This is a genomic window from Lentzea sokolovensis (assembly GCF_033949975.1).
GTDB lineage: Bacteria > Actinomycetota > Actinomycetes > Mycobacteriales > Pseudonocardiaceae > Lentzea > Lentzea sokolovensis.
On the sequence record NZ_JAXAVU010000001.1, the window covers coordinates 315896 to 340945 of the forward strand.

General features: G+C 69.6%; 24 protein-coding genes and 1 pseudogene. 11 read left to right on the top strand and 14 right to left on the bottom strand.

The window, feature by feature from the left end; all coding sequences use genetic code 11:
- The first annotated feature begins 83 nt into the window (after positions 1–83).
- The 4 genes from SK854_RS01485 to SK854_RS01500 are packed head-to-tail and all read left to right on the top strand — an operon-like array spanning position 84 to position 4605.
- A complete protein-coding gene (locus tag SK854_RS01485) occupies positions 84–629 on the top strand; it encodes a PadR family transcriptional regulator (RefSeq protein ID WP_319973113.1) in 546 nt (181 codons plus the stop codon).
- Positions 626–1330 (top strand): ABC transporter ATP-binding protein, encoded by a 705-nt coding sequence (locus tag SK854_RS01490; protein ID WP_319973114.1) that lies wholly within the window; start codon positions 626–628, stop codon positions 1328–1330. The genes SK854_RS01485 and SK854_RS01490 overlap by 4 nt, the downstream gene beginning before the upstream one ends.
- The gene (locus SK854_RS01495) at positions 1327–3963 is read left to right on the top strand and encodes an FtsX-like permease family protein (RefSeq protein WP_319973115.1); all 2637 of its coding nucleotides are present in this window, start codon (positions 1327–1329) and stop codon (positions 3961–3963) included. Before SK854_RS01490 ends, SK854_RS01495 begins: the two co-directional genes overlap by 4 nt.
- 9 nt (positions 3964–3972) lie before the next feature.
- Positions 3973–4605, top strand: a complete 633-nt coding sequence (locus SK854_RS01500; protein ID WP_319973116.1) for an alpha/beta fold hydrolase — start codon at positions 3973–3975, stop codon at positions 4603–4605.
- Between the two features lie 54 nt (positions 4606–4659).
- Here SK854_RS01500 and prcA read toward each other — a convergent pair whose 3' ends face one another.
- The 5 genes from prcA to SK854_RS01525 all read right to left on the bottom strand — a co-directional run bounded on the left by prcA (position 4660) and on the right by SK854_RS01525 (position 10594).
- Positions 4660–5424, bottom strand: coding sequence for a proteasome subunit alpha (gene prcA, locus SK854_RS01505; RefSeq protein ID WP_319973117.1), 765 nt, complete (start codon positions 5422–5424; stop codon positions 4660–4662).
- A 34-nt stretch (positions 5425–5458) separates the two neighbouring features.
- Positions 5459–6307, bottom strand: coding sequence for a proteasome subunit beta (prcB, locus tag SK854_RS01510; protein ID WP_319973118.1), 849 nt, complete (start codon positions 6305–6307; stop codon positions 5459–5461).
- A gap of 49 nt (positions 6308–6356) precedes the next feature.
- A complete protein-coding gene (locus SK854_RS01515; RefSeq protein ID WP_319973119.1) occupies positions 6357–6551 on the bottom strand; it encodes a ubiquitin-like protein Pup in 195 nt (64 codons plus the stop codon).
- A 79-nt stretch (positions 6552–6630) separates the two neighbouring features.
- Positions 6631–8124 (bottom strand): depupylase/deamidase Dop, encoded by a 1494-nt coding sequence (dop, locus tag SK854_RS01520; protein ID WP_319973120.1) that lies wholly within the window; start codon positions 8122–8124, stop codon positions 6631–6633.
- A gap of 73 nt (positions 8125–8197) precedes the next feature.
- Positions 8198–10594 carry an FtsX-like permease family protein gene (locus SK854_RS01525; RefSeq protein ID WP_319973121.1) on the bottom strand — a complete coding sequence of 799 codons (2397 nt, stop codon included), beginning with the start codon at positions 10592–10594 and terminating at the stop codon, positions 8198–8200.
- Positions 10595–10701: 107 nt separating this feature from the next.
- Between SK854_RS01525 and SK854_RS01530 the strand changes: the two genes are divergently transcribed.
- The gene (locus tag SK854_RS01530; RefSeq protein WP_319973122.1) at positions 10702–11187 is read left to right on the top strand and encodes an NUDIX hydrolase; all 486 of its coding nucleotides are present in this window, start codon (positions 10702–10704) and stop codon (positions 11185–11187) included.
- Here the strand turns inward: SK854_RS01530 and SK854_RS01535 are convergent.
- The 5 genes and pseudogenes from SK854_RS01535 to SK854_RS01555 form a co-directional block, all read right to left on the bottom strand.
- Positions 11184–11519, bottom strand: coding sequence for an antibiotic biosynthesis monooxygenase family protein (locus tag SK854_RS01535; RefSeq protein ID WP_319973123.1), 336 nt, complete (start codon positions 11517–11519; stop codon positions 11184–11186). The genes SK854_RS01530 and SK854_RS01535 overlap by 4 nt on opposite strands.
- A 13-nt stretch (positions 11520–11532) precedes the next feature.
- Positions 11533–12411: an aldo/keto reductase gene (locus tag SK854_RS01540; RefSeq protein ID WP_319973124.1), complete on the bottom strand. Its 879-nt coding sequence runs from the start codon at positions 12409–12411 to the stop codon at positions 11533–11535.
- A gap of 73 nt (positions 12412–12484) precedes the next feature.
- Entirely contained in the window at positions 12485–13537 is a 1053-nt protein-coding gene (locus tag SK854_RS01545) for a glycoside hydrolase family 5 protein (protein WP_319973125.1), read from the bottom strand.
- A gap of 95 nt (positions 13538–13632) precedes the next feature.
- Positions 13633–14388 (bottom strand): ABC transporter permease, encoded by a 756-nt coding sequence (locus SK854_RS01550; RefSeq protein WP_319973126.1) that lies wholly within the window; start codon positions 14386–14388, stop codon positions 13633–13635.
- A 56-nt stretch (positions 14389–14444) separates the two neighbouring features.
- A pseudogene (locus SK854_RS01555) lies at positions 14445–15086 on the bottom strand (ABC transporter ATP-binding protein); the annotation flags it as partial.
- Between the two features lie 111 nt (positions 15087–15197).
- On the opposite strand from SK854_RS01555, the gene SK854_RS01560 reads away from it, so the two are divergent.
- Both SK854_RS01560 and SK854_RS01565 read left to right on the top strand, forming a co-directional pair.
- Positions 15198–16265 carry a sensor histidine kinase gene (locus SK854_RS01560; protein WP_319973127.1) on the top strand — a complete coding sequence of 356 codons (1068 nt, stop codon included), beginning with the start codon at positions 15198–15200 and terminating at the stop codon, positions 16263–16265.
- A complete protein-coding gene (locus SK854_RS01565) occupies positions 16262–16888 on the top strand; it encodes a response regulator transcription factor (protein WP_319973128.1) in 627 nt (208 codons plus the stop codon). Before SK854_RS01560 ends, SK854_RS01565 begins: the two co-directional genes overlap by 4 nt.
- 55 nt (positions 16889–16943) lie before the next feature.
- Here the strand turns inward: SK854_RS01565 and arc are convergent, their stop codons facing one another.
- Positions 16944–18743, bottom strand: coding sequence for a proteasome ATPase (gene arc / locus SK854_RS01570; protein WP_090070210.1), 1800 nt, complete (start codon positions 18741–18743; stop codon positions 16944–16946).
- 712 nt (positions 18744–19455) lie between these two features.
- Between arc and SK854_RS01575 the strand changes: the two genes are divergently transcribed.
- On the top strand, positions 19456–20316 hold the full coding sequence (locus tag SK854_RS01575; protein ID WP_319973129.1) for an Rv0361 family membrane protein: 861 nt from the start codon (positions 19456–19458) through the stop codon (positions 20314–20316).
- A 69-nt stretch (positions 20317–20385) separates the two neighbouring features.
- On the opposite strand, the gene SK854_RS01580 is transcribed toward SK854_RS01575, so the two are convergent.
- The 3 genes from SK854_RS01580 to SK854_RS01590 are packed head-to-tail and all read right to left on the bottom strand — an operon-like array spanning position 20386 to position 22674.
- The gene (locus tag SK854_RS01580) at positions 20386–20673 is read right to left on the bottom strand and encodes a hypothetical protein (RefSeq protein ID WP_319973130.1); all 288 of its coding nucleotides are present in this window, start codon (positions 20671–20673) and stop codon (positions 20386–20388) included.
- Between the two features lie 42 nt (positions 20674–20715).
- A complete protein-coding gene (locus SK854_RS01585; protein ID WP_319973131.1) occupies positions 20716–21543 on the bottom strand; it encodes a tRNA (adenine-N1)-methyltransferase in 828 nt (275 codons plus the stop codon).
- A 12-nt stretch (positions 21544–21555) separates the two neighbouring features.
- Positions 21556–22674, bottom strand: a complete 1119-nt coding sequence (locus tag SK854_RS01590; protein WP_319973132.1) for a site-2 protease family protein — start codon at positions 22672–22674, stop codon at positions 21556–21558.
- A 175-nt stretch (positions 22675–22849) separates the two neighbouring features.
- Between SK854_RS01590 and SK854_RS01595 the strand changes: the two genes are divergently transcribed.
- The 3 genes from SK854_RS01595 (at position 22850) to SK854_RS01605 (ending at position 25039) form a co-directional block, all read left to right on the top strand.
- Positions 22850–23695 (top strand): RecB family exonuclease, encoded by an 846-nt coding sequence (locus SK854_RS01595; RefSeq protein WP_319973133.1) that lies wholly within the window; start codon positions 22850–22852, stop codon positions 23693–23695.
- A complete protein-coding gene (locus SK854_RS01600) occupies positions 23695–24465 on the top strand; it encodes a thioesterase family protein (protein WP_319973134.1) in 771 nt (256 codons plus the stop codon). Before SK854_RS01595 ends, SK854_RS01600 begins: the two co-directional genes overlap by 1 nt.
- A gap of 139 nt (positions 24466–24604) precedes the next feature.
- On the top strand, positions 24605–25039 hold the full coding sequence (locus SK854_RS01605) for a hypothetical protein (RefSeq protein WP_319973135.1): 435 nt from the start codon (positions 24605–24607) through the stop codon (positions 25037–25039).
- The last annotated feature ends 11 nt before the right edge of the window (positions 25040–25050 follow it).

A 25050-nucleotide genomic window follows, 5' to 3' on the forward strand; every position in this document is an offset into this window, starting at 1 on the left:
GTTCCTGATGCCGGGACCGCTCGCACTCCTGTTTCCGCGTCACCGTTTGCCAGGAACATACTCAGTATGCATACTCAGTAGGTATGTCGGTCAAACACGGTCTGCTCGCGTTGTTGCAGCGCGGGCCCATGTACGGCTACCAGCTGCGGGTGGCGTTCGACTCGGCCACCGGCGGCACGTGGCCGTTGAACATCGGGCAGGTCTACACGACGTTGTCGCGCCTGGAGCGCGACGATCTGGTCGCCGCGCTGCCCGAGAACGAGGGCCAGCGGCCCTACGAGATCACCGCGCAGGGCCGTGACGAGCTGAAGAAGTGGTTCGCGACGCCCGTCCAGCGCGGCGACCGGCCGCGTGACGAGGTGGCGATCAAGCTCGCCCTCGCCATCACCACACCGGGCGTCGACGTGGCCAAGGTCGTGATGACCCAGCGCACGGCCACGATGCGCACGTTGCAGGAGTACACGAGGCTCAAGACCCAGCCAGGCGACCTGCCGTGGCTGCTCGTGCTCGACGCGATGATCTTCCAGGCCGAGGCCGAACTGCGCTGGCTCGACCACTGCGAGGCGAGCCTGCTGCGCTACGAACCCAAGGCCGTCCCCGCGACGACCGACGTCGAGGTGCCGAGATGACCGTCCTCGAACTGCGCGACGTGCATCGCGTCCACGGCACGGGAGAGACGGCGGTCAACGCTCTCAACGGCATGTCCCTCACCGTCGAACCGGGTGAGCTCGTCGCCGTGATGGGGCCGTCCGGCTCCGGCAAGTCGACGTTGCTGAACCTCTGCGGCGGCCTCGACAGCCCCACCAGCGGCCAGGTGCTGGTCGACGGCACGAGCCTGCAGTCGTTGTCCCGCAAGCAGCTCGCCGCCTGGCGCCGCAAGCGGATCGGGTACGTCTTCCAGGACCTCAACCTCATCGCGAGCCTCACCGCCGCCGAGAACGTCGCGCTCCCCCTCGACCTCGACGGTGTCCGCAGGTCCCGGCAGCAGGCCGAGCAGGCGCTGTCCGAGGTGGACCTCGACGGGTACGCCGACCGGTTCCCCGACGAGATGTCCGGCGGCCAGCAGCAACGCGTCGCCATCGCCCGCGCCCTGATCGGCGAACGCCGCCTGGTGCTCGCCGACGAACCCACCGGCGCCCTCGACTCCCGCACCGGCGAGACCGTGCTCCGGCTGCTGCGCTCCAAAGTGGACGCCGGAGCCGCCGCCGTCCTCGTCACGCACGACGCCCGCCACGCCGCCTGGGCCGACCGCGTCGTGTTCCTGCGCGACGGCGTCGTGGTCGACGTCTCGTCCCGCGACCAGCCAGAAGAACTGCTGAGCACGCCGTGAACGGGTGGCGCGCGGCACTGCGCATCGCCTGGCGGGAGGCCCGCAAGTCCGCCGGCCGCTCGGCCCTCGTCATCGCCCTCATCGCGGTCCCGGTCGCCGCGCTGTCGTTCACCGCGATCGTCCACGACTCCACCAGCCCCACCCCGGACGAGGACGCCGACCGCCGCATGGGCGCCGCGCAGGCCCTGGTCAGCTGGCCCTACCGCGGTCCCGTCATCCAGGAACCGACCAGGGACTTCGCGATCCCGACCACGAACGCCGAGGGCCAGGACCCGTCGGAGGAACGCCTGAAGGCCCTGATTCCCGGCACCGAACTCGTCCCCGTCGACCGCGGCGGAGCCAGCATCCGCACGACGGCGGGTGTCGGCCGCGCGGGCGTCCGCATGCTCGACCTGACCAACCCGCTCACCCACGGCATGATCACGGTGCTGGAGGGCAGGGCGGCCGCGAACGCCGACGAAATCACGGTGTCCCGCAAGGCGATGGACCGCACCGGCGCCGCGCTCGGCGGCACCCTCACGACCGAGGACGGCCGCAGGTTCACCGTCGTGGGCGTCATCGAGGAACCTGACCGGCTCGACAACACGACCCTGGTGGCGCTGCCCGGCACGTTCGAGCGGACCGACCGCTCCTGGCTGGTGACCACGCCGCTGTCGTGGTCGAAGGTCAAGGAGCTCAACGAGGTCGGCATCGCGGCGCTGTCCCGCACCGTGCTGAACAACCTGCCGCCCGCCTCCGAGCGCTATCCGGAGCTCCCGGGCTCGCACGAGCTCACCGCCGACGTCCTCGTCCTGGTGGCGGGCCTGGCCGTGCTGGAGATGTCGTTGCTGGCGGGCTCCGCCCTGGCCGTCGGCGCCCGCCGCCGCAAACGCGACCTCGCGCTCGTGGCCGCGGTCGGTGGCTCCCCCGCGCACGTCCGCCGCATCGTCCTGGCGGACGGCGTCGTCATGGGCACGATCGCGGCGGTGAGCGGCGTGATCCTGGGCGTCCTGGCGGCGGTGGCAAGCCGTCCACTGATCGAATGGCTGCTGGCCGAACGGTTCGCCGCCCAGCGCTTCTACCCGTCCGCGCTGGCCGCACTGGCCCTGCTGGCGATCGTCACCGGCGTCCTCGCGGCTCTCGTTCCCGCGTGGATCTCGTCCCGGCAGGACGTGGTCACGGCGCTGGCGGGCAGGCGGGGCATCACCCGCTCGCGCCGCCGCTGGCTGGTGCTGGGCCTGACGCTCGTGGCCGCCGGTGTCGCCGTGGGCGTCTTCAGCGCGATCCGGATGCAGTTCGTCGGCATCCTGGCGGCCCTGGTCCTCACCGAGGTGGGCCTGGTCCTCTGCACCCCGTCACTGCTGGGCCTGCTGGCACGCGCCGGCCGGTGGCTGCCGGTGGCGCTGCGGATCGCCCTGCGCGACGCCTCCCGCAACCGCACCGCCGCGGCCCCCGCGATCTCGGCCGTGATGGCCGCGGTGATCGGCGCGGTGGCCGTGAGCGTCATGCTCACCTCGCAGTCCCAGCAGGAGGCGGGCCAGCTCGCGGGCAGCATGGGCGACGTCACCGTCTACCGCCTGGACGACCTCACCAAGTCCAGCACCGCCCCCATCCCGCCCTCGGTGGCGACCGCCATCCGGAACGCCGTGCCGGTGGCGGAAACCCACGAGCTCAAGCTGCTCTCGTGCGACGGCGGCCCCTGCTTCGCCCACATCCGCCCGCCGGCGGACCGCGAATGCCCGTACACCCTCGACGTCCTGCACCGAGATCCCACTGAGGCCGAACAACAGTCCGCGCTGGCCGACGACCGCTGCACCGGCGTGGGACGGACCCACCGCTACTTCGGCACCTACACCACCTCGAACGGCTTCCTGGTGGTGGCCACACCGGAGGCCGTCCAGTCCTTGCTGCACCTGAGTTCCGGCGACGTGGCGGTGGCCCAGACGGCCCTGCGCGCAGGCAAGATCGTCGTCAACGACCCGGATCTCGTGTCCGGCGACCAGGTCCTCCTGGCCACCGGGACCGGGGCCACGACCACCCCGGTCCCGGGTTTCGCCTCGCCGCAACGGCATCCGGCGCCTCTGGCCGTGATGACCGAGGAGACCGCCCGGTCACTGGGCTACGACGTCACGACCTTCACCATGTACGCCACCACGACCCGCATGCCCACCGAGGCGGAACAGGAAGCCCTGACCGCGGCGCTGGGCGGCGAGTACGAGGTGAACGTCGACCGGCCGACGGAGTCCGACGTGCGGCAGGCCCTCACCGTCCTCGGCCTGGTGGCGGGCATCATCACCCTCGCGGCCGCCGCTCTCGCCACGGGCCTGGCGGCCGCGGACGGCCGTCGTGACCTCACCACGCTGGCCGCGGTGGGGGCGACCCCGGCGTTGCGCAAACTCCTGTCCCTGAGCCAGGCGGGCGTGATCGCCGGAATCGGCGGCTTCCTGGGCACGGCGGCGGGCGCGGGCTCGGCCCTGGCCCTGCTGGCGGCGCTCAACGTCGGCTACTCCGGCTTCTGGCCGCAGCCGGAACCGAACCCGCTCACCGTCCCCTGGCCCACCATCGGGATCTCACTGCTGGTGGTCCCGGCCGTGGCGATGCTGGGCGCGGCCCTCTTCACCCGTTCCCGCCTGCCGATCGAGCGCCGCGAATAGGCTGCGGCCATGACGACCTTCGCGATAGCGCACGGCGGGGGCGACGTCGGCTGGTCGTGGCACCTGGTCGCAGAAGCCTTGCGGGCCAAGGGCCACACCGTCGTCGCACCGGACCTCCCCATCGAGGACGAGTCGAAGGACCTGACGGACTGGGCGTCGACGATCGTCGACGCCCTCCCGTCCACTTCGGACGTGGTGGCGGTGGGCCACTCGTTCGGCGGCTTCGTCGCTCCCCTGGTCGCCGCGCGCGTCAACGCCAGGGCCCTGGTCCTGGTGACGGCGATGGTGCCGAGTCCTGGTGAGACACCGGGCGACTGGTGGGCCAACACCGGTTACACCGGTTCGGGTCTGGAGGACCAGTTCTTCCACGACGTCCCCGCCCACCTGGTCGCGGAGGCGCGGAAGCGGGAACGTGGCATGTCCGAGAACTCGATGGCGAAGCCGTGGCCGTTGGACGCGATGCCGGACGTGCCGACGCACTTCGTCCTGTGCACGGAGGACCGGTTCTTCACCCCGGACTTCATGCGCGAGGTGGTCGCGGACCGGCTGGGCGTCGAGCCGGTGGAACTGGCGGCGGGCCACTGCGCGTCGCTGAGCAAGCCGAACGAGCTGGCCGACCTGCTGATGGCCTGCGCGAGCTGACCTCCGCACAGCAGAAGGCCCCCGGCGAACCGGGGGCCTTCGCGGCAAGCAGACCTACTTGGACTCGTCGTCCGACGGCAACTCGACGTCCTCGACGGACTTGCCGTCCTTGGTGGGCGCGGGCATCAGTCCGTCCAGCGCGGCACCGGCGATCCGCCGGAACGCCCTGCGGGGCCGAGCCCTCTCCAGCACCGCGACCTCCAGCTTGGCGGCCGGAAGGATCTCGGAGGTGCTGTTCGCGGTGGACGACGACCCGGCGGACAACGCCTTCACCGCGACCGGAACGGCCTCGGCCAGCGTGAGACCGTCCGCGAAGGACTCCTTCAGCGCCGTGTTGGCGGCGTCGACGGTGCCGCCCATCACGATGAACTGAGGTTCGTCCACGATGGACCCGTCGTACGTCAAGCGGTACAGCGTGTCCGACGCGGCGGTGTCACCGACCTCGGCCACGGCGATCTCCACCTCGAACGGCTTGATCTGCTCGGTGAAGTAGGTGCCGAGCGTGGTGGCGTAGACGTTCGCGAGAGACCGGGACGTCACGTCGCGCGGATCGTTCTGGTACCCGCGCACGTCGGCGAACCGGATGCCGGCCTGGCGGAGGTTCTCGAACTCACTGTAGCGGCCGACGGCGGCGAAGCCGATGCGGTCGTAGATCTCCGAGACCTTGTGCAGCGTGCTGGAAGGGTTCTCCGCGACGAAGAGAATGCCGTCGGCGTACTTGAGCACGATGACGCTGCGACCCCTGGCGATGCCCTTGCGGGCGTACTCCGAGCGGTCGCGCATCACCTGCTCCGCCGATGCGTACAGCGGCATCGTCATGGGTGGTGCTCCTGACGTCGAACCTGTGGGGGACTCAGCCTGAGGGGCGGGACCGGCGGCCTTCGACGACCGCGTTCGCGATCGTGGCGACCTGCGGTTCCGGTACCTCGACGGCACCGTCGGCGCCGTTGATCGTGACGACGATCGGGTAGAGGCGGCGGACCGGGTCCGGGCCACCTGTCGCCGAGTCGTCGTCCGCCGCGTCGTAGAGCGCCTCGACGACGGAGCGGATCGCGGCTTCGACGTCCGCGTCCGGGTCGTAGAGCTTCTTGAGCGCCGACTTCGCGAACAGCGAGCCCGAGCCGACGGCCTGGTAGCCCTGCGACTCCTCGTAACGGCCGCCGGTGACGTCGTAGGACACGATGCGGCCCGCACGCTCCGAGTCGGTGGCCGAGGTGTCGTACCCGGCGAACAGAGGCACCACGGCGAGGCCGGCCATGGCCGCGTCGAGGTTGCCCCTGATCATCGCCGAGAGGCGGTTCGCCTTGCCGTCGAGCGACAGCGGCACGCCCTCGATCTTCTCGTAGTGGCGCAGCTCCACCGTGTACAGGCGCACGATCTCGATGGCGATGCCCGCCGTGCCCGCGATGCCGACGGCCGAGTGGTCGTCGGTGACGAAGACCTTCTTCATGTCGCGCTGGGCGATGACGTTGCCCATCGTCGCGCGCCGGTCGCCGGCGATCACGACCCCACCCTTGTAGGTGGCCGCGACGATCGTCGTCCCGTGCGGGGCCTGGACGGTCCCTTCCGGGAGCTTCCGGGCGTTAGGCAGCATGTCGGGTGCCTGGGCCCGCAGGAAGTCCGTGAACGACGACGAGCCCGGCGTGAGGTACGCAGAGGGCAGCGCCGCGGCCGGGTAACGCCCGGTCGAGCTGTGGTCCATGTGTTGGTTGTTCTCCCGTCCCCGAGGTGGTCAACAGGCCCCCGAAGGCCTACTGACCGCCCTTCTGCACGTAGGCGCGGACGAAGTCCTCCGCGTTCTCCTCAAGCACGTCGTCGATCTCGTCGAGGATCGCGTCCACGTCCTCGCCGAGCTTCTCGCGGCGTTCCTGACCGGCTCCTGCGGCGTCGTCGCCACCGTCGTCGCCGTCGCCACCACCCTGGCGCTGCTTCTGTTCCTGGGACATCTCGGCCTCCCGCTCACTCGCCTGACAAGAACACTACCCAGCGGCACCGACAAAAATCCTGAGCCACTCGGGTAGACGATCACCCGCGAGTCAGTGCGTCCACCAGTTGCTCGGCGGTGTCCGAGGCCTCCAGAAGGGCTCCGACGTGCGCTTTCGTCCCGCGAAGCGGTTCCAGGGTGGGAATTCGCACGAGGGATTCTCGACCGAGATCAAAGATCACCGAGTCCCACGAGGCGGCCGCGACCGAGGTCGGGTAGCGCTCCAGGCACCGGCCGCGGAAGTACGCACGCGTGTCCTCGGGCGGCGAGGTGATGGCCGCGCGGACCTCCTCCTCGCTCACCAGGCGCTTCATCGAGCCACGCGCGACGAGGCGGTTGTAGAGGCCCTTGTCCAGGCGGACGTCGGAGTACTGCAGGTCGACCAGGTTCAGCCTGGCCGCACCCCACTCCAGGCCGTCACGCTGGCGGTAGCCCTCCAGCAGCCGCAGCTTGGCGACCCAGTCGAGCCGGTCCGCGCACTCGGACGGGTCGCGGGCCAGCGCGTCGAGCACCTCGCCCCAGATCCGCAGGACGTCGCGGTCGCCGACGCCCTCCTTCTCGACGAACGCCATCGCGCGCTCGTGGTAGGCGAACTGCACGTCGAGGCCGGTGAACTTGCGGCCACCGGTCATCTCGACCTTGAACTTCAGGGTCGGGTCGTGGCTGATCTGGTGCACCGCGCGCACCGGGTCGACCATGCGCAGGTCGTCGAACCGCTGCCCGGCCTCGATCATGTCGAGCACCAGGGACGTGGTGCCGACCTTGAGGAACGTGGAGTACTCGGCCAGGTTCGCGTCGCCGATGATGACGTGCAGGCGGCGGTACTTGTCCGCGTCCGCGTGCGGCTCGTCGCGCGTGTTGATGATGCCGCGCTTGAGCGTCGTCTCCAGGCCGACCTCGACCTCGATGTAGTCGGAGCGCTGCGAGAGCTGGTAGCCGGCCTCCTCGCCGGACTGCCCGATGCCCACGCGGCCCGACCCCGTGATGACCTGGCGCGACGCGAAGAACGGCGTGAGGCCCGCGATGACGGCCGTGAACGGCGTCGAGCGCTGCATCAGGTAGTTCTCGTGCGTGCCGTACGACGCGCCCTTGCCGTCGACGTTGTTCTTGTACAGCTGCAGACGGGGCTGGCCGGGCACGGAGGCGGCCTTGATCGCGGCCTCCTCCATCACCCTCTCCCCCGCCTTGTCCCAGATCACCGCGTCACGCGCGTTGGTGACCTCGGGAGCCGAGTACTCGGGGTGCGCGTGGTCGACGTAGAGCCGCGCGCCGTTGGTGAGGATGACGTTCGCCGCGCCCAGGTCCTCGACGTCGGAGTCGGCGGGGTGGCCACCGGGGCTGCCCAGGTCGAACCCGCGCGCGTCGCGCAACGGCGACTCCACCTCGTAGTCCCAGCGCGCCCGCCTGGCGCGCGGTATGTCCGCCGCCGCCGCGTACGCGAGCACCACCTGTGTCGAAGTGAGCACCGGGTTCGCGGTCGCGTCGCCCGGCACCGCGATGCCGTACTCGACCTCGGTTCCCATGATCCGCCGCATAGCTCACACCTTATGACCTCACCCCGACACCAAGCGTGAGGGGAGCTTCGCGTTGAAGCTCCCCTCACCCTATTCACCCGGACGCCAGTCCGGCGGCAGGACGAATGCGGGACGCGCCGCGAGAAGGCCCGAAAGCGGCGGCCACGGCGAGCAGAACGACGATCACCGCGCCTGTGACCAGCGGCAACACCACCTTGAGAGCGGGCAGTGTCAGCGGGACGCCGATCGAGAGAAACGCGACCTCCGCGTAGACGAACCCGAGCACGCCTCCACCGATCACCCCGACCAGGGCCAGCATGATCGCTTCAGCGATGACTCCGCCCTGCAGTCCGCCCTGAGTGACGCCCAAGGCGCGCCTGAGCGCGAGCTCCTTGCGGCGTTCCTGGACGGAGATGGTCAGCGCGGTGCCGATGCCGGTCACGGCGACCGCCACGGACAGTCCGAGCAGCACCATCATCAGCACGGTGCCGAGGTGCATGTACCGGGCCGCCTCGGCCCGTTCGTCCGCGTCCGTCCGCACGATGACGGTCGGGTTGTTCGGCAGCGCGGACTGCAGCTGCGAGCGGAACTGCGCGGGGTCGACGCCGGGTTTCAACGCGACCAGCACCTTCTCCGCCGGTCCCGACGTGGCACCGGCGATGATCGGCGTGTAGCCGGTGATGCTGCCCGGAATCGTGCCGACGACCTCGTACTGCTTGCCGTCGGCCTCGACGAACGGCCGGTCCTCCCAGTGCGGCGGCACGATCGCGGTGCCGGCGACGAGCTGGTCGGCACCGGACACGTTCTGCGCCCTGAGCCAGGTCCTGAACTGCTCGGGGTCCACGCTCGCGGCGCCGTCACCGGTCTTGTGCAGCACGACGCTCGCGGCCACGCCCGGCTGGGCGGGGATCTCCGGCAGCGGCCGGTCGCCCGCGTCCACCACGGTCGCGTCCGGACGTTCCTCGTTGGCGTACTGGAACGTCAGCTCCTCCGCCCCGCCCAGCACGACCAGGAAGAAGGTCACCATCGAGCTCGCCAGCAGCAACGGCAGCGCCACCGAGGCCGACCGCTGCGGCATCCTGCGCACCTCGGCGCCCGCGAGCTTCCACTGCGTGCCACCGATCCTGCCGAAGAGCCTCGCGATGAGCGGGACCGTGACCGGGCCGAGGATCCAGAACAGGCCGGTCACCGCGGCGATCGCGGAGAACGTGACGGCCAGTGGCGCGGCGGACGTGCCCTTGGCGGCGATCGCCGCCATCGCGAGCAGCGCGGCACCACCAGTGAACAGCACGCCGAACACCCACCGAAGGCGACGCACGGCGCGAGGTGGCACCTCGTTCTCCGCGTCACGCAGAGCGGCCAACGGCGAGACGCGCGCGGCGTTGATCGCGGGACGGACAGCCGCCATCACGCTCAACAGCGCGGCGACGACGACTCCGAGGATCACGTACCCGAGCGACGGCAGCAGTTCCGGGCTGAGCTGCACCGCGCCGAACAACACGGAGATGCCGGTGACGTCGAACGTCCTGGCCAGCAGCCACGCCATCGGCCCGCCCAGCAACGCACCCGCGACACCCGCCAGCGCACCCGTCACGAACGCCTCGAACAGGCTCCTGCGCACCAACGGCCCTCGCTGGGCTCCGATGCACCGCAGCAACGCCGTCTGCCGCTGCCGCTGCGCGTAGACCGCCCGGAACGTGGCCGCCGCGACGAACACCGCCGTGGCCAGCGCGAGCACGCTGAACGGCAACAGGAGGAACGTCAGTTCGTTGCCGATGCTGTCCGCGTCCGGCGCCGGATCCCACACGACGTAGGCGGCGCCCGCCGCGCTGGCGACGGCGTCCCTGGCCCCGCCGATCACCCAGATCTCCTTGGTGAACGGCTGCGGGTCGAGCTTCTTCGCGAGATCGGGTCCCGCGACCAGGATCGGCCGCGAGTCCATCCCGCCCTTCTTCATGACCCCGCTGACGGTCACCTCGACCGGCCTGCCGTCCGCGGCGGCGAGCTCGATCCTGTCGCCGGGCTTGAGGCCGCGTTCGTACGCGGTGATCTTGTCGACGGCGACCTCGCCGTCGGACGCCGGGGCCTTCCCCTCGGCCAGCGGCCAGCGCACCAGGTCGGGCTGCTGGACGTGCACCTCGGCGCGGTGCTCCCCCGCCCGGCCGTTGCCGTCGAGGAGGTCGGCCTGGGCGATCTGCACCGGCACGGCCCTGCCGACGGAGGAGAGCTTCGCGAGCAACGCGTCGTCGAGCGTCGGTCGGTTCGCCTCGGTGACGGCCGCGTCGTACTCGACGGGTTTGGTGTCCACCACGTGGCTCACCGACGACGGTGTGAGGGGCGCGCCCTCGTCGACCGACCTGGTGAGCGCGTCGCTCAGCACGAGGGCGGCCAGCAGGCAGGCGACGCCGACGACGAGCGCGACGCCGGGCAGCAGCGCGCGGCCCGGCCGGGCGCGGAACTCGGCGACGCCGAGCCGCAGGGAAGTGGACACGAATCCTCCTCGGTGACGTCTGACGTTCACGAAGGTAGGAAGGAAGGCGATCAGCGGGCGTCGGACTGGGGTAGCAAGCTCGCGTACGACCACAGGAGGACACCGGGATGATCAACCTCTACGACGAGGACGCGAACGTGGTCGGCGAGGTGACCCGCGCCCGCATGCGCGCCGAGAACCTCTGGCACGGTTGCGTCCTGACCGTCGTGTTCTCGCTCGACGGCGAACGGATCTACGTGCACCGCCGCACGGACACCAAGGACATCTATCCCGGCCTGTACGACTACGCGGCGGGCGGTGTGATCGACGCGGGCGAGACGCCGGACGAGGCGGCGGTCCGCGAGCTGCGCGAGGAGCTCGGCGTCGAGGCTCCGCTCACGCCGCTATTCCGGACCACCTACGTCGACGAGCTGACGCGCTATCACGCGTGGGTCTACGAGACGCGCAGCGACGGTCCGTTCGTCCACCAGCCCGAGGAGGTCGCCTGGGGCGGGTGGATGAACGCCGACGAGCTGCGGGGCAAGATCGAGGACCCCGGCTGGCCTCTCGTGCCGGACGGCCGCGCGATCGGCCGGGAGTGGCTGAAGCTCTAGGCGCGCTTGAAGGTGTGGCTGCGCTCCACCTTCGCGATGTGGATCGTGTAGCTGTCGTACCACTCGGCGCGGCCGCGCCGCTGCGCCGCCTGATGCTCGGCGTTGGTGCGCCACCGCGTGAGGGCTTCGGCGTCGCTGAAGTACGCGACGGTGATGCCGAGCCCGCCGGGGTTCTGCGCGTGGTCCATCCCGAGATATCCGGGGACGTCCTTCACCAGTTCTTCCATGCGCGCGTTGGTGTCGCGGTAGCCGCTCTGCTCCTGCGTCCGCACGGTGGTGAAGACGACCGCGTAGTAAGGGGGTTCGAAAGCCTCGACGGGCGCATCGCTCACGGCGCCACCGTAACTAGTTCCAGCTGAGCTGAGAACGGATTTTCCAGTACTGCTCGGCGGGCTCGGCCAGGTCCGGCAGGTCCGCGTCGATCCGCAGGGCGTCCACATTGGACCGCAGCTGGTCCGGGCTCGCCGCACCGGAGAGCACGACGTCCACCCACGGCTGGCGCGCGATCGCCGCCAGCGCGACCGCGTCCGGCCCGACGCCGAGCTCTTTCGCCTGCGCCGCAACCGCTTGCGGAGGCTCCACGACGAGCCGTCCGTTCGCCACGCCCTCCTTGATGATCACGCGCAACCCGGCGTCGTGCGCCTCCCGCAGGGCCTCCCCCGCCGAGGTCTCCAGAACGTTCCAGGTGGACTGGACGGACCGGAAGATGCCGAGTTCCAGTGCCTTGCGGATGGCGTCGGCCTGCCGCGGCCCGGACGTCGAGAAACCCAAGGGCGCCCCGATCCCGGCCATCGCGTCCTGCAGCGCGCGATCGTCGAACAACGGGCTGTCGGCCGTCAGCGAGTGCACCTGGTAGAGATCGACTCGGGGCAGCAGAGCCGTGGTCTCCTGCCACTGCCGGGTGAAACGGTCGAGCGAGTGCTCCTTGACCTCGTGCACCTCGGCGTCGGGCCGCCAGTCCGCGGTGTAGGCGTAGCCCCACTTGCTGGAGACCGTCACGTCGTCATGACCGGGCAGCCACGACGACAGGAAGTCCTCGGACAGCCCGTACGAACGGGCCGCGTCGACCCACCGGATGCCCAGTTCGTAGGCCGTGTCGAGCACGAGATGGCACTGCGCGCGCATGGACTCGACGTCGCGCACGGCGGGCAACGCGTCCTCACGGCCGAGGTTGATGTAGGCGGGACGACCGAGCGAGGCGAGACCGAGCGCGAGTTGAGCCATGCCGACAACGGTAAACGGCGGCCCCGGAGGACCGCCGCTCACGTGACCCGCCGGGGCCGGTCGATCGGGTGGATCAGAAGTCGTCGGCGGTGCGGATGTGGTTGCGCACCCACTTGCCGGCGTCCTTCAGGGGACCTTCACCGGTGAAGCCGCTGCCGGAGCACGTGCCGCTCTTGAACACCGCGCCCGTCCGGTTGTCGTCGGAGAAGTTCCAGTTGGTCCAGGAGATCTTCGCGTCCTTCATGAACGTGATGAACTTGTTCGCCATGGTGAAGTCGTTGGGACCGTCACCGGAGGCCTCCTGCGAACCGAACTCGGTGACGAAGACCGGCACCTGGCTCGAGACCGTCTTCAGGGCGTTGAGATAGCTGTCCCTGTGGTCCTTCGCGTAGAAGTGGAACGTGTACATCAGGTTCGAGGCGTTGACCTTGTTCTGGCTGACCTCGTTGATGTTGCGGCCGTCGGACAGGCCGAACGTCGACCAGCCGTGCGTGCCGACGAGCACGAGGCTGTCCGGGTCCTCCGCGCGGATCGTCGGGATGACGGCCTCCGCGTAGGACTTGACCTTCGCCCACGTCACGCCGTTCGGCTCGTTGGCGATGTCGTAGATGATGTTCGTCTTGTCCTTGTGCCGCTGCGCGATCTCCTTGAAGAAGGTCTTGGCGCGCGTGGTGTTGGCGTTCGGGTCGCCCGGCGAGAGCTGGTGCCAGTCGACCAGCGCGTACAGGCCGCGCTTCGTGGCCTCCTCGATGTAGCCGTGCACCATGTCGGTGAACTTGCGAGGGTTGGTCTCGTAGCCACCTTCCTGGATGTACATCGAGATGCGGAGGACGTCCGCCTTCCAGTCGTTGGCGAGCGCGTCCAGGGACGCGGTCTTGACGCACTGGGAGTACCACTGGATGCCGTGCGTGCTCATGCCGCGCAACTGGATCTGCTTGCCGTTCTTGTTGCACAGCTTCACGCCGCACACCTTGAGCTGACCGTTGACCGCCGCGGGCGAACCCGGCGGCAGCGCGGCAGCGGCGAAGGTGCCCTCGGGAGCGGCGACGGAACTTCCCGCCATCGCACCGGTCAGCGGGAGCACGACTGCCGCGGCGAACGCCACCACAGACTTCTGCCAGGACATACGGGGTCTCCTCTCGGATGCCGGCGGCGGATTAGTTAGGTAAGTTTCCTTACCGTTAAAGGTATAGATGACCATAGGGCCGCCCCAAGAGCGAGTCAAGCGTCTCGTCGCAGAAGAGTCACCGTTCCGGCACCCAGCGTCACCAGTACGTAAATGACCAAAACTGCAACGGCGGCCAATGGACCCAGGGGCGCGTCGTTCACGATCCCGGCGACCTCCCACACCAGGTACGGCACCATCACCGCGGACGCGTCCATGTTCCAGGGCTCCGGCAGCATCGGCGTGATGGCGGGCAGACCCCACAGCAGCACGCCCACCACCACGATCGTGACGGCCGTCGACCTCACCGCGAGACCGATCCCGAGGCCGGTCAGTCCTGTCACCAGGATCGACAGCACGGCCGCGCCCGCCCACGGCAGCACGTCGCCGATGCCGTCCCACGGCGCGATGGGCGGCGGCCGGTCCCCCATGATCAGCCAGCTCGATCCGACGCTCAGCGCGAGTGCGACGGCACCGACCACCACGGCCGTGGTGGCGACGAGCACGCTTTTGGCCGCCAGCAAGCGTTTCCGGTCCGGCACGGCGGTCAGCGCGGTCAGCCTCGGGTCGGAGGTCGCGACCAGGGCGCCGAGCGCGGCGACGAGGAACTGGACGACCGGGGTGATCACCACACTGCTGTCGGCGGAGGCGAACTTCGCCTGTTCCGCGGCCGGCGACGTGTCGTAGTCCTGGACGATCAGCCACGACAGCAGCGCGCCCGCGACCACCATCAGGCCGACGGTGATGATCAGCCCGTACGACGAGCGGACGGTGCGGAGCTTCAGCCACTCCGCGACGAGCGCGTTCTTCACAGCCCCCTCCCGGAGGTGAGTTCGAGGTAGGCGTCCTCCAGCGATCCGTTGCGGGTCAACGCCTCCATCGGCGTCTCCTTGACCAGCTGTCCTCTTGCGACGATCACCACGTGGTCGGCGGTCAGCGCCATCTCGCTCATCAGGTGGCTGGAGACGAAGACCGTGCGACCCTCCTTCGCGAGCCCGCGCATCAGGTCGCGGATCCACCGCACGCCCTCGGGGTCGAGGCCGTTGACCGGTTCGTCGAACATCAGCACCCCGGGGTCGCCCAGCAACGCCGCCGCGACGCCGAGCCGTTGCTTCATGCCGAGCGACAACGCCCTGATCCGCTTGTGCCGCACGCCTCCCAGGCCGACCTGCTCCAGCAGTTCGACCGCGCGCTTCTGACCGATGCCGTTGCTCGCGGCGATCCAGCGCAGGTGGTCGAGCGCCCTGCGGCCGTGGTGCACGGCGGCGGGATCGAGCAACGCGCCCACGTGTCGCAGCGGCTCGTCGAGGTCCTGGTAGCGCTTGCCGGCGATCAGGGCCTGGCCGCCCGTGGGCCGGTCCAGGCCGAGGATCATCCGCATCGCCGTGGACTTGCCGGCGCCGTTCGGGCCGAGGAAGCCCGTCACCAGTCCAGGATGGACGGTGAACGACAGGTCCTCGACCGCCGTCGTGTCGCCATATCTCTTCGTCAGGTTCCGCACCTCGATCATGTGGAAGAGGGTGGCTCCCGGAGGCCTTCCGCGGATCGGCCCGTGCTCCGATCCCGGGAATCGGACCGTGGTCCGAGGCGTGCCTCCCCCTGGCTCGTTACCGTCGAGGGCGTGATCGCCAAACTGCACCTCTACCTGGTCGACCTGGCCGCCGCCGTCGTCATCGGTGTGCTCGTCGGCTACGCCATGGTGGAGAACCAGGACAAGCCGTGGTGGCTGGTCCTGCCGGGCGCCGCGCTCGTCGCGCTGCCGGTCGCGGTGCGCCGCCTGTGGCCGGTGACCACCCTGGTGATCACAACGCTGGCGACGGTGGCGGTGGTGATCGGCCAGCTGCTGCCGGTCCAGGCCCTCGGAGCCCCGGTCGGCGCGATCTGCTTCGCGCTCTACACCGTGGCGGTCGAACGCACCCTGACCTGGTCGCTGGCCGGGCTCGTGGCCACCGTCATCGCCACCTCCGGTGTGTCGGGCGGAGAACCCGAGACCCTGCTGGTCGGCCTGGCAGTGCTCGGCGCGGTGTGGGTGATCGGCTACACCACGCGGCTGCGCCGGTCGATGCTCGACCGGGAGACGGCACAGCTGGCCGAACAGGCTCTGGCCGACGAACGCCTGCGCATCGCCCGCGAACTGCACGACGTGGTGGCGCACAACCTGTCTCTCATCGCCGTGCAGGCCGGTAACGCCGCACATGTGCGCTCACCCGAGCACGCCTACCAGGCGCTGGAAGTGATCTCCGAGACGAGTCGCGCGGCGCTGACCGAGATGCGCGGGCTGCTGGGCGTGCTGCGGTCCGACGCCGATCTCGCGCCCTCTCCCGGCCTCGACGGGCTGGCCGGCCTCGCCGACCGCGCGTCGCTGGCCGGCGTGCGCGTCACGCTGGACGTGCGAGGCGATGCCGTCGTGCCGGAGGGGGTCGGGCTGTCGGTGTACCGGATCGTGCAGGAGGCGCTGACGAACGTCGTGAAGCACGCGGCGCCCGCGTCGTGCACGGTGCTGGTAGAGGTGACACCGGAAGCCGTCCGCGTCGACGTGGCGGACGACGGGCCTGGGGTGAGGGAGCTCGGAGTGGGACACGGGTTGATCGGCATGCGCGAACGCGTGGCCGTGTACGGCGGCACGTTCAGCGCGGGCCCCGGTGAGTCCGGCGGTTTCCGGGTCGTCGCGGAACTGCCGCACCGATGATCCGCGTGCTGATCGCCGACGACCAGGCGTTGCTGCGCGCCAGCTTCCGAATGCTCGTCGACAACGAACCGGACCTGACCGTGGTCGGCGAGGCCGGCACCGGCGCCGAGGCCGTCGCGCTGGCGTCCGAGGTGAAGCCGGACGTCGTGCTGATGGACATCCGCATGCCCGAGATGGACGGCATCGAGGCCACGCGGCTGCTGGACGGCCCGCGCGTGCTGGTGCTGACCACGTTCGACCTGGACGAGTACGTCTTCGGCGCGTTGCGGGCCGGTGCCTCGGGATTCCTGCTCAAGGACACGCCGCCCGCCGAACTGCTGGCGGCCGTCAGGGTCGTGGCGTCCGGTGAGTCGCTGCTGTCGCCGACGGTCACGCGCCGGCTGATCTCCGAGTTCGTCCGGCGGCCCGCCTCGCCCGTGGTGCGCGGGCTGGACCGCGTGACCGAACGGGAGAAGGAGGTCCTGCTGCTGATCGCCCGCGGCCGGTCCAACGCGGAGATCATGGCCGAGCTGCACGTCAGCCCCGGCACGGTGAAGACGCACATCGGGAACCTGCTGGCGAAGCTGCACGCCCGCGACCGCGCCCAGCTGGTGATCGCGGCCTACGAGTCGGGCCTGGTCTGAAACGCCGAACCGCCCCGGCCGCGTGCAGCGACCGGGGCGGTTCGGTGAAGCGGTGCTACAGGTACGTGCCGGTGTTCGTGGCCGTGTCGATCGCGCGGCCGGCGTCCTGGTTCTTCCCGGTGACGAGCGTGCGGATGTAGACGATCCGCTCGCCCTTCTTGCCCGAGATGCGAGCCCAGTCGTCCGGGTTCGTCGTGTTCGGCAGGTCCTCGTTCTCGGCGAACTCGTCGAGGATGGCGGCCTGCAGGTGCCGGACGGAGAGTCCGGGCTGCTTGGTGTCCAGCAGCGACTTGATCGCCGCCTTCTTCGCCCTGTCGACGATGTTCTGGATCATGGCGCCGGAGTTGAAGTCCCGGAAGTACAGGACCTCCTTGTCACCGTTGGCGTAGGTGACCTCCAGGAACCGGTTGTCCTCGGACTCCTCGTACATGCGCTCCACGGTGTGCTGCACCATGCCCTCGATGCAGGCCTTCGGGTCCCCGCCGAACTCGGCGAGGTCGTCGGCGTGCAGCGGGAGGTTGGGCGTCAGGTACTTGTTGAAGATGTCCTTCGCGCCCTCGGCGTCCGGTCGCTCGATCTTGATCTTCACGTCGAGTCGGCCGGGGCGGAGGATCGCCGGGTCGATCATGTCTTCACGGTTGGAGGCGCCGATGACGATGACGTTCTCCAGGCCCTCGACGCCGTCGATCTCGGCGAGGAGCTGGGGCACGATCGTCGTCTCGACGTCGGACGACACACCCGAACCACGGGTGCGGAAGATCGAGTCCATCTCGTCGAAGAACACGATCACGGGGGTGCCGTCGGACGCCTTCTCACGAGCTCGCTGGAAGATCAGGCGGATGTGCCGCTCGGTCTCACCGACGAACTTGTTGAGGAGCTCGGGGCCCTTGATGTTGAGGAAGTAGGACTTGGCCTGCTTGTCGGTCTCGCCGCGGATCTCCCGCACCTTCTTGGCCAGGGAGTTCGCCACCGCCTTGGCGATGAGCGTCTTGCCGCAACCGGGAGGGCCGTAGAGCAGCACGCCCTTGGGCGGGCGCAGCTCGTACTCGCGGAACAGGTCGGCGTGCAGGAACGGCAACTCCACGGCGTCGCGGATCTGCTCGATCTGCCGGGAGAGGCCACCGATGTCGCTGTAGTCGATGTCCGGGACCTCCTCGAGCACGAGGTCCTCGACCTCGGCCTTGGGGACCCGTTCGTAGGCGAAACCCGCCTTCGAGTCGACCAGCAGCGAGTCGCCGGGCTTCAGCGGCGAGTCGAGCAGTGGCTGGGCGAGCCAGACCACCCTCTCCTCGTCCGCGTGGCCGACGACCAGCGCGCGGGAAATGGTGTCCAGACCGTCGTCGTCGGTCAGCACCTCCCGCAGAGAGCAGACCTCACCGGAACGCTCGAACCCGCCGGCCTCGACGACCGTCAGCGCCTCGTTGAGACGCACGGACTGGCCGTAGGCGATCTTCTCCGGCTCGACCGCGGGGGACACGGCTACGCGCATCCTGCGGCCGGACGTGAAGACGTCCACGGTCCCGTCGTCGAAACGTGCCATGAAGACGCCGTACCCGCTGGGCGGTTGCGCCAGCCGGTCGACTTCCTCACGCAGCGCGAGCAGCTGGCTTCGTGCTTCGCGGAGGGTGTCTATGAGCTTCGTGTTTCGCTCGGTCAGCTGGCTGACGCGCTCTGTCGCCTCAGCCAAGCGCTGCTCGAGCAACCGCGTGTGCCGCGGCGACTCGGTCAGCTTGCGACGCAACGACGCGATCTCGTCCTCGAGGAACCTGATCTGCGCAGTCAGCTCAGCAGAAATGTTGCCCTGGTTCAGCTCGCCACCCTCATCGGGTTGGCTGCCGGGATGACCGTGCTGCATGTCGGCACCCTCCTCCCGTGTTCGTACCGATTACGGTACCGGCGATCACCGACAAAATGGGGTACTCACAACATCATCTTCGCTCGTGTGGTGCAACGGTGAACCCTCCAAGTGAGGTCAACTGCTCCATCTCGGTGTCCGGTCCGACCGTCCAACCGCTACGGTGCGTCTCAGAAACCACTACCGGCGTTTCGCGCCGCGACACGCCAGACGACCTGCGAGAAGTCCGAGGAGAGGGTCATGGGAGCACCTGTGCGGGCACCCGGCCCCTACGGTCTGCGACCACCCTCGGACGATCACGAGCACACCTGGTATGGGCCACGACCCGTCGACGGGCGGCAATCCGCCACCGTCCCACCAGGTGGACCAGCCGTTGGTCCGATCGGCGGTCACGCACCGCAACCCACTCCGTTCGTGCCCGTCGGAGCACCCGCGCGAGCGAGGCTCCGATGCCTCCGGAGGGCGTGCGGCCAACCGGGTGGTTTCGCCGACGCGACCGGCGCACCACCCCGACAGCGCAGAGCATCGCGCTCAAATCCCGGTGGAGTTGCCACAATCGTTATCAGACACGACCTTTGCGCGGCCAGATCGCGGGTACAGGGCGTGTGCATAACCACTCGTGCGTGTCGATAGACCCCATTCGCCCGCGAGTTGTCCGGCGAAGTACGACAATGTCCACGAAAGATCACCTCATCCGCATCGGGGGAGTTTCATGACCTACCCGCCGCAGCAGCCCGGCCCGTACGGGCAGCAGCCGCCGCCGCCCGGAGGTCCGTACGGGCAGCAGCCGCCGCAGCAGCCGGGGTACGGCCAGCAGCCCCCGCCCGGCTACGGCCAGCAGCCGCCACCGGGATACGGGCAGCAGCCCGGCCAGCAGCCGGGTCAGTACGGCCAGCCGCAGCAGGACCCGTTCGGCCAGCAGGGACCGCCCAGCGGCGGCTTCCAGCAGCAGGGCCAGTACGGCCAGCCCGGTCAGTACGGCCAGCAGCCCTACGGTCAGCAGCCGTACGGCCAGCCCGGCGGGTTCGGCGGCCCTCCGCCTCCCAAGAAGAGCAACACCGGTCTGATCATCGGCGTCGTCATCGGCGTGCTGGTGCTCGTCGGCGGCGGCATCACCGCCGCCGTCATGCTCACGAGCAACAGCTCCAGCAACTCCAGCAGTTCGTCGCCGGACTCCGGTTCGAGTGACAACGGCAACAGCGGCAGCTCCGACGAGGCCGACGTCAAGAAGGCCGCCGAGGAGTACATCGCGGCGGCGACCTCGAAGAACGAGAGCAAGGCCAAGTCGATGGCCTGCCAGGAGATGCTCGACGAGGCCGCGGAGGCCGAGAGGAAGGCCACCCCCGAGCAGAAGAAGCTCGCCGAGGAGATGAAGAAGCTCCCGGTGCCCAAGATGGTCTACAAGAGCGCGACCGTCTCCGGCAACGAGGCGAACGTCAAGATCACCGTGACCGCGGACTACGGCGGCCAGACCCAGACCATCGACTCCGACACGAAGTTCAAGAAGGTGTCGGGCAAGTGGAAGGTCTGCATGCTGGCCAAGGACATCAAGATCCCGACGCCGACCCGGTAGTCGCCGACCGGTACGACATGACGAGAGGCCCGCACGTCACCGAAGTGCGGGCCTCTCGCCGTGTCCGGATCAGCGCTGAACGTCAGCGCCGAACGCACTGTGGCCGACAGCGCAGTACGCGGTGGGCTGCTGGTACGACGCGACCCACGAGCCGTACCTCGCGTACGTGAACAGGGTGTACGGATCGATGCAGGACAAGACGAGCCGCTGGATCCCCGAGTTGCCCTCGGACCGGCCGTAACCCGCCTGACGCTCCTGGTCGTAGCTTTCGCACGCCGCCTGACAACCCGGCGGCGGCGAGGCCTCCGCGACGTGCGCCGACAACACCACCACGGCGGCAGAAACCACCGCGATCATCAACAGGACCGAACGATGCCTTCTGTCCGGAAGCGGACAGGATCAGCCCTTGCTGGGGCGGCGCTGCGGCCGCGGTGCCGTCACGCCGTCCGCGAGCTTGCGCGTGGTCAGCAGGAACGCCGTGTGCCCGATCATCCGGTGCTCCGGCCGCACGGCCAGGCCGACGACGTGCCACGGGCGGACGAGCGTCTCCCACGCGTGGGGCTCGGTGAAGCACGTCATCTCGCGCAGCGCCTCGGTGACGACGGAGAGCTGCGTGGTGGTGGCGACGTAGACGACCAGAACGCCGCCGGGGATGAGGTTCTTCGAGATCGTGGGCAGCACCTCCCACGGGGAGAGCATGTCGAGGATGACGCGGTCGACCTCGCCCTCGTGGTTCTTCACGTCGTCGACGGTGATCGACCAGTTGCCGGGGCGCTCGCCGAAGAACGTCTCCACGTTGCGGATGGCGTGCACCGCGTGGTCCTCGCGCACCTCGTAGGACTGGACGCTGCCCTTCTCCCCCACCGCGCGCAGCAGCGAGCACGACAACGCGCCGGAGCCCGCGCCCGCCTCCAGGACGCGCGCGCCCGGGAAGATGTCGCCGTACATGCAGATCTGCGCGGCGTCCTTCGGGTAGATGACCTGCGCGCCGCGCGGCATCGACAGCACGTAGTCGGGCAGCAGCGGCCGCAGTGCCAGGAAGTTCGTGCCGCCCACCGACGCCACGACCGAGCCCTCGGGCTGGCCGATCAGCTTGTCGTGCGGGATGGCGCCGCGGTGGGTGTGGTACTCCTTGCCGGGTTCGAGAACGACCGTGTAGTGCCGGCCCTTGGGGTCGGTCAGCTGTACCCGGTCACCCGGCTGGAACGGTCCACTTGCGCTAATCACCGCGCAATGGTGTCAAACGCCCTTCTCAATGGCCGCACGCAGGTCCTCCCTGCGCAGCACGCCCGCCGGGCGGCCCTCCAGGTCGACGACCAGGAACTGCCACGCGGCGGTGCCCTGGACGCGTTCGACGATCTCCTCGCCGGGCTCGTCCGCGAGCAGCACGGTCTCGGGCAGGATCGGCTCGGCGGCCTGCTCCGCGGGTGCGAAAGGACTTGCGGCGGCGAGCTTTCGCGCCAGTTCGGTGTCGAGCAGACCGGCCGCCACGCCGTCGGCCCGCACCAGCACCACGCCCCGGCCCGCCGACGTGCTCAGCGCGTCCGCGACGGGGCTCTCGGCCGGCAGCTGGAGCACCGGCAGGATCAGGTCGCTGAGGGTGACACCGGCGGGCCACGTGCGGCGGCGTTCGCTCGCGAGTTCACTCCTCGCGCCGGCGACGACGACCCACGCCGTCAGCACGCACACGCCGAAACGCAACCAACGGTCTTCCGCGCCTTCCGCGACGCCGTACAGCGCCCACGCCACCAATGCGATGGCCACGGCGAAACCACCGACCACGGCGACACGCGTGCCCATCGCCCGTTGCCCCGTCATGGCCCACACGCCGGCCCTCACGATCCGGCCGCCGTCGAGCGGCAGGCCGGGCAGGAGGTTGAAGACGGCGACGGCGACGTTCGCGGCGGCGATCTGGAAGACCAGCACCCACACGACGTCGCCCGGCTCCATGACCAGCGCGCCGAGGCCGAAGATCGCCGCCAGCGCCACGGACACGATCGGGCCCGCACCCGCCACCACGCCTTCGTGGCTGGGTTTGCCGGGCGTGCGCATGATCTCGGACAGGCCGCCCAGCAGGTACAGCCGCAGTCTCCTGACCGGCAGGCCGAGCCGCAGTGCCGCGACGCAGTGGCCGAGTTCGTGAGCCAGCACGCTCAGGCCGAGGAAGATCGCGAAGAGCGCTGCGAGCAGCAGGCCGATTCCCGGCGGCGTGCCAGGGGCGAGATCGTCGACGAGCGGCGCGTAGAAGGCCACCACGATCGCCGAGCCGATCCACCACGACGGCGCGAGGACCACCGGGATGCCCGCCACCCGGAACAGCAGCAGGCCGCCCTCTCGTTCACTGATCCGCGCGGCCACGGGTGAACTGTAGGGCTCCGGGTGTGATCCCGCGGTTCGGTGGTGCTCCCGAAGTCGATGAGGGCGGTACGCCTGAGTGGGAGCCTCCCCGAGCCCGTCCCTCGCCGGCCTCGGGCAAGGGAGTGTCATGGTGGCGAAAACAGAATTGTCAGACCTCTGTCCTAGGGTGCGAACCATGAGCACCACGTTGCGCAGGCCCGCGCTCTCGCCTTCCCGGGCAGGGGACTTCAAGCAGTGCCCGCTGCTCTACCGGTTCCGCGCGGTCGACCGGCTGCCGGAGAGGCCGACGAAGGCGCAGGTGCGCGGCACGGTGGTGCACGCGGTGCTGGAAGACCTGTTCGCCCTGCCCGCCGCCGACCGCGTGCCCGACCGCGCGCGTTCGATGATCACGCCGGCCTGGGAGCGAGTGAAGGCCGAGCGCCCGGAGTTCTCGACGCTGTTCGAGGTCGAGGGCAGCGAGGAGGAGGCGGAGTGGCTGGCGTCCGCCACGAAGCTGCTCGACGGCTACTTCGGCCTCGAAGACCCCCGGCGCCTGGAACCGGAGTCGCGCGAGCTCCTGGTGGAGTCCGAGCTGCCGTCCGGCGTGCTGCTGCGCGGCTACATCGACCGCGTGGACGTGGCCCCGACAGGTGAGATCCGCGTCGTGGACTACAAGACCGGCGCCGCCCCCCGCGAGGTGGGCGAGGCGAAGGCGTTGTTCCAGATGAAGTTCTACGCGCTGGTCCTGTGGAAGCTGCGCGGCGTCGTCCCCCGCCAGCTGCGCCTGATGTACCTGGCCGACCGCCAGGCCCTCGCCTACACCCCGGACGAGTCCGAACTGGCCCGCTTCGAACGCACCCTCGACGCGATCTGGCAGGCCATCATGCGCGCGGCCCCGACGGGCGACTTCCGCCCGAACCCCAGCCGCCTGTGCGACTACTGCGACCACAAGGCCTTCTGCCCGGCGTTCGACGGCACCCCGCCGCCCTACCCCGGCTGGCCGGAGCCCGACGACACCGAGACCCTCCAGGACCGCGACTGATGACGGCCTTCTACCAGCCGCTGGGCAACGACACGTTCCGCTCCACCGAGCACACCGTCGGCCCGTGGGGCCCGGACAGCCAGCACCTCGGCCCACCCTCGGCGTTGCTGGTGCGCTCGCTGCTCGCACTGGGCAACCCGTCGTCCTCGCTGGCCCGCGTGACGTTCGAGGTGCTCGGCCCGGTCCCGGTGGCCGACCTCACGGTGTCCACTTCGGTCGAACGCCCGGGTCGCTCGGTAGAACTGCACGCGGCTTCGCTGTCGCACGAAGGCCGTGCGGTGCTGACGGCGCGTGCGTGGCGCATCGTCGACTCGGACACCACGGCCGTAGCGGGAGGCGACGTCCCCGCGATGGCACCGCCCGCTTCCGCCGCACCGATGGAGATCCCGGACTTCTGGGGCGGCGGCTACCTCGCCGCCGTCGAGTGGCTTTCCGTGTCGGGCGGCATCTTCACACCGGGCGACGCCCAGGTGTGGGCCCGTCCCCGCGTGGCCGTGGTCGAGGGCTTCGAACCCTCACCGGAAGAGCGGCTGTTCTCCGTCGTGGACTCGGCCAGCGGCGTTTCGTCCCGTGTGGACATTCGCAAGTGGTATGCCATCAACACCGACCTGACGGTCCACCTGCACCGCCGTCCCGTCGGCGAGTGGGTGGGCATGGACGCGCGGACGACCATCGGGCCGGACGGGGCAGGGCTCGCGACCAGCGTGGTGCACGACGAGGAGGGGCCGGTGGGCACGACGGCGCAGGCGCTGTTCGTGCGCGAGCGCTGATACCTCACAGGACACAACGGGAGCCGCAGCGTCACCAGCAACCCCAGTGATCGCGACGCCCCGCGATCCCTCGTCCCTCTGCCGGGCTCTACCGCCGCACACGTGCGGGCAGCCAGGGTAGGAGCGGGGAGGGAACACGATGGGGAAGAAGACCCGCAGGCAGAGAAAGACCTTCTACCTTCTGCTCGTCGCGGCTCTAGCGATCGGCTGCGTGGTCGCGATCCACTACGAGAACTACTGGCGAGCCGTGTGGACCGGCTCGTTCGCCATCGCGACGGCCTGCTGGATCATCGCCGTGCTCTACCCGGTCAGTTGCGCGGTGACCACGAGGCAGGGCTTGCCGTGCCGCAACACGGCAAATGGCGTCCTGTTCGGCTGCAGCCGCCACACCTGGATCAAGTTCTGGGCGCACTTCGGCCGGCACGAACGCCTCCAGGTCCGCACCACGGCGTCGAGAGCCGAACGCCCGGCCCCCGAGCCCGCACACGCCAACGTCCTGTTCTGGCTCACCATCGTCGCCACCTGCTCGGGCTTCATCTCGATGACCACCGACGTCGCCGGTCTGTTCGACTGAGTCCGGAGTCG

Bases quoted from the DNA above. Each gene is read 5' to 3' on its own strand.
- SK854_RS01485 (WP_319973113.1), top strand. From the start codon at position 84: ATGTCGGTCAAACACGGTCTGCTCGCGTTGTTGCAGCGCGGGCCCATG.
- SK854_RS01490 (WP_319973114.1), top strand. From the start codon at position 626: ATGACCGTCCTCGAACTGCGCGACGTGCATCGCGTCCACGGCACGGGA.
- SK854_RS01500 (WP_319973116.1), top strand. From the start codon at position 3,973: ATGACGACCTTCGCGATAGCGCACGGCGGGGGCGACGTCGGCTGGTCG.
- prcA (WP_319973117.1), bottom strand. From the start codon at position 5,424: ATGACGATGCCGCTGTACGCATCGGCGGAGCAGGTGATGCGCGACCGC.
- prcB (WP_319973118.1), bottom strand. From the start codon at position 6,307: ATGGACCACAGCTCGACCGGGCGTTACCCGGCCGCGGCGCTGCCCTCT.
- SK854_RS01515 (WP_319973119.1), bottom strand. From the start codon at position 6,551: ATGTCCCAGGAACAGAAGCAGCGCCAGGGTGGTGGCGACGGCGACGAC.
- dop (WP_319973120.1), bottom strand. From the start codon at position 8,124: ATGCGGCGGATCATGGGAACCGAGGTCGAGTACGGCATCGCGGTGCCG.
- SK854_RS01530 (WP_319973122.1), top strand. From the start codon at position 10,702: ATGATCAACCTCTACGACGAGGACGCGAACGTGGTCGGCGAGGTGACC.
- SK854_RS01540 (WP_319973124.1), bottom strand. From the start codon at position 12,411: ATGGCTCAACTCGCGCTCGGTCTCGCCTCGCTCGGTCGTCCCGCCTAC.
- SK854_RS01545 (WP_319973125.1), bottom strand. From the start codon at position 13,537: ATGTCCTGGCAGAAGTCTGTGGTGGCGTTCGCCGCGGCAGTCGTGCTC.
- SK854_RS01565 (WP_319973128.1), top strand. From the start codon at position 16,262: ATGATCCGCGTGCTGATCGCCGACGACCAGGCGTTGCTGCGCGCCAGC.
- arc (WP_090070210.1), bottom strand. From the start codon at position 18,743: ATGCAGCACGGTCATCCCGGCAGCCAACCCGATGAGGGTGGCGAGCTG.
- SK854_RS01575 (WP_319973129.1), top strand. From the start codon at position 19,456: ATGACCTACCCGCCGCAGCAGCCCGGCCCGTACGGGCAGCAGCCGCCG.
- SK854_RS01580 (WP_319973130.1), bottom strand. From the start codon at position 20,673: ATGATCGCGGTGGTTTCTGCCGCCGTGGTGGTGTTGTCGGCGCACGTC.
- SK854_RS01595 (WP_319973133.1), top strand. From the start codon at position 22,850: ATGAGCACCACGTTGCGCAGGCCCGCGCTCTCGCCTTCCCGGGCAGGG.
- SK854_RS01600 (WP_319973134.1), top strand. From the start codon at position 23,695: ATGACGGCCTTCTACCAGCCGCTGGGCAACGACACGTTCCGCTCCACC.
- SK854_RS01605 (WP_319973135.1), top strand. From the start codon at position 24,605: ATGGGGAAGAAGACCCGCAGGCAGAGAAAGACCTTCTACCTTCTGCTC.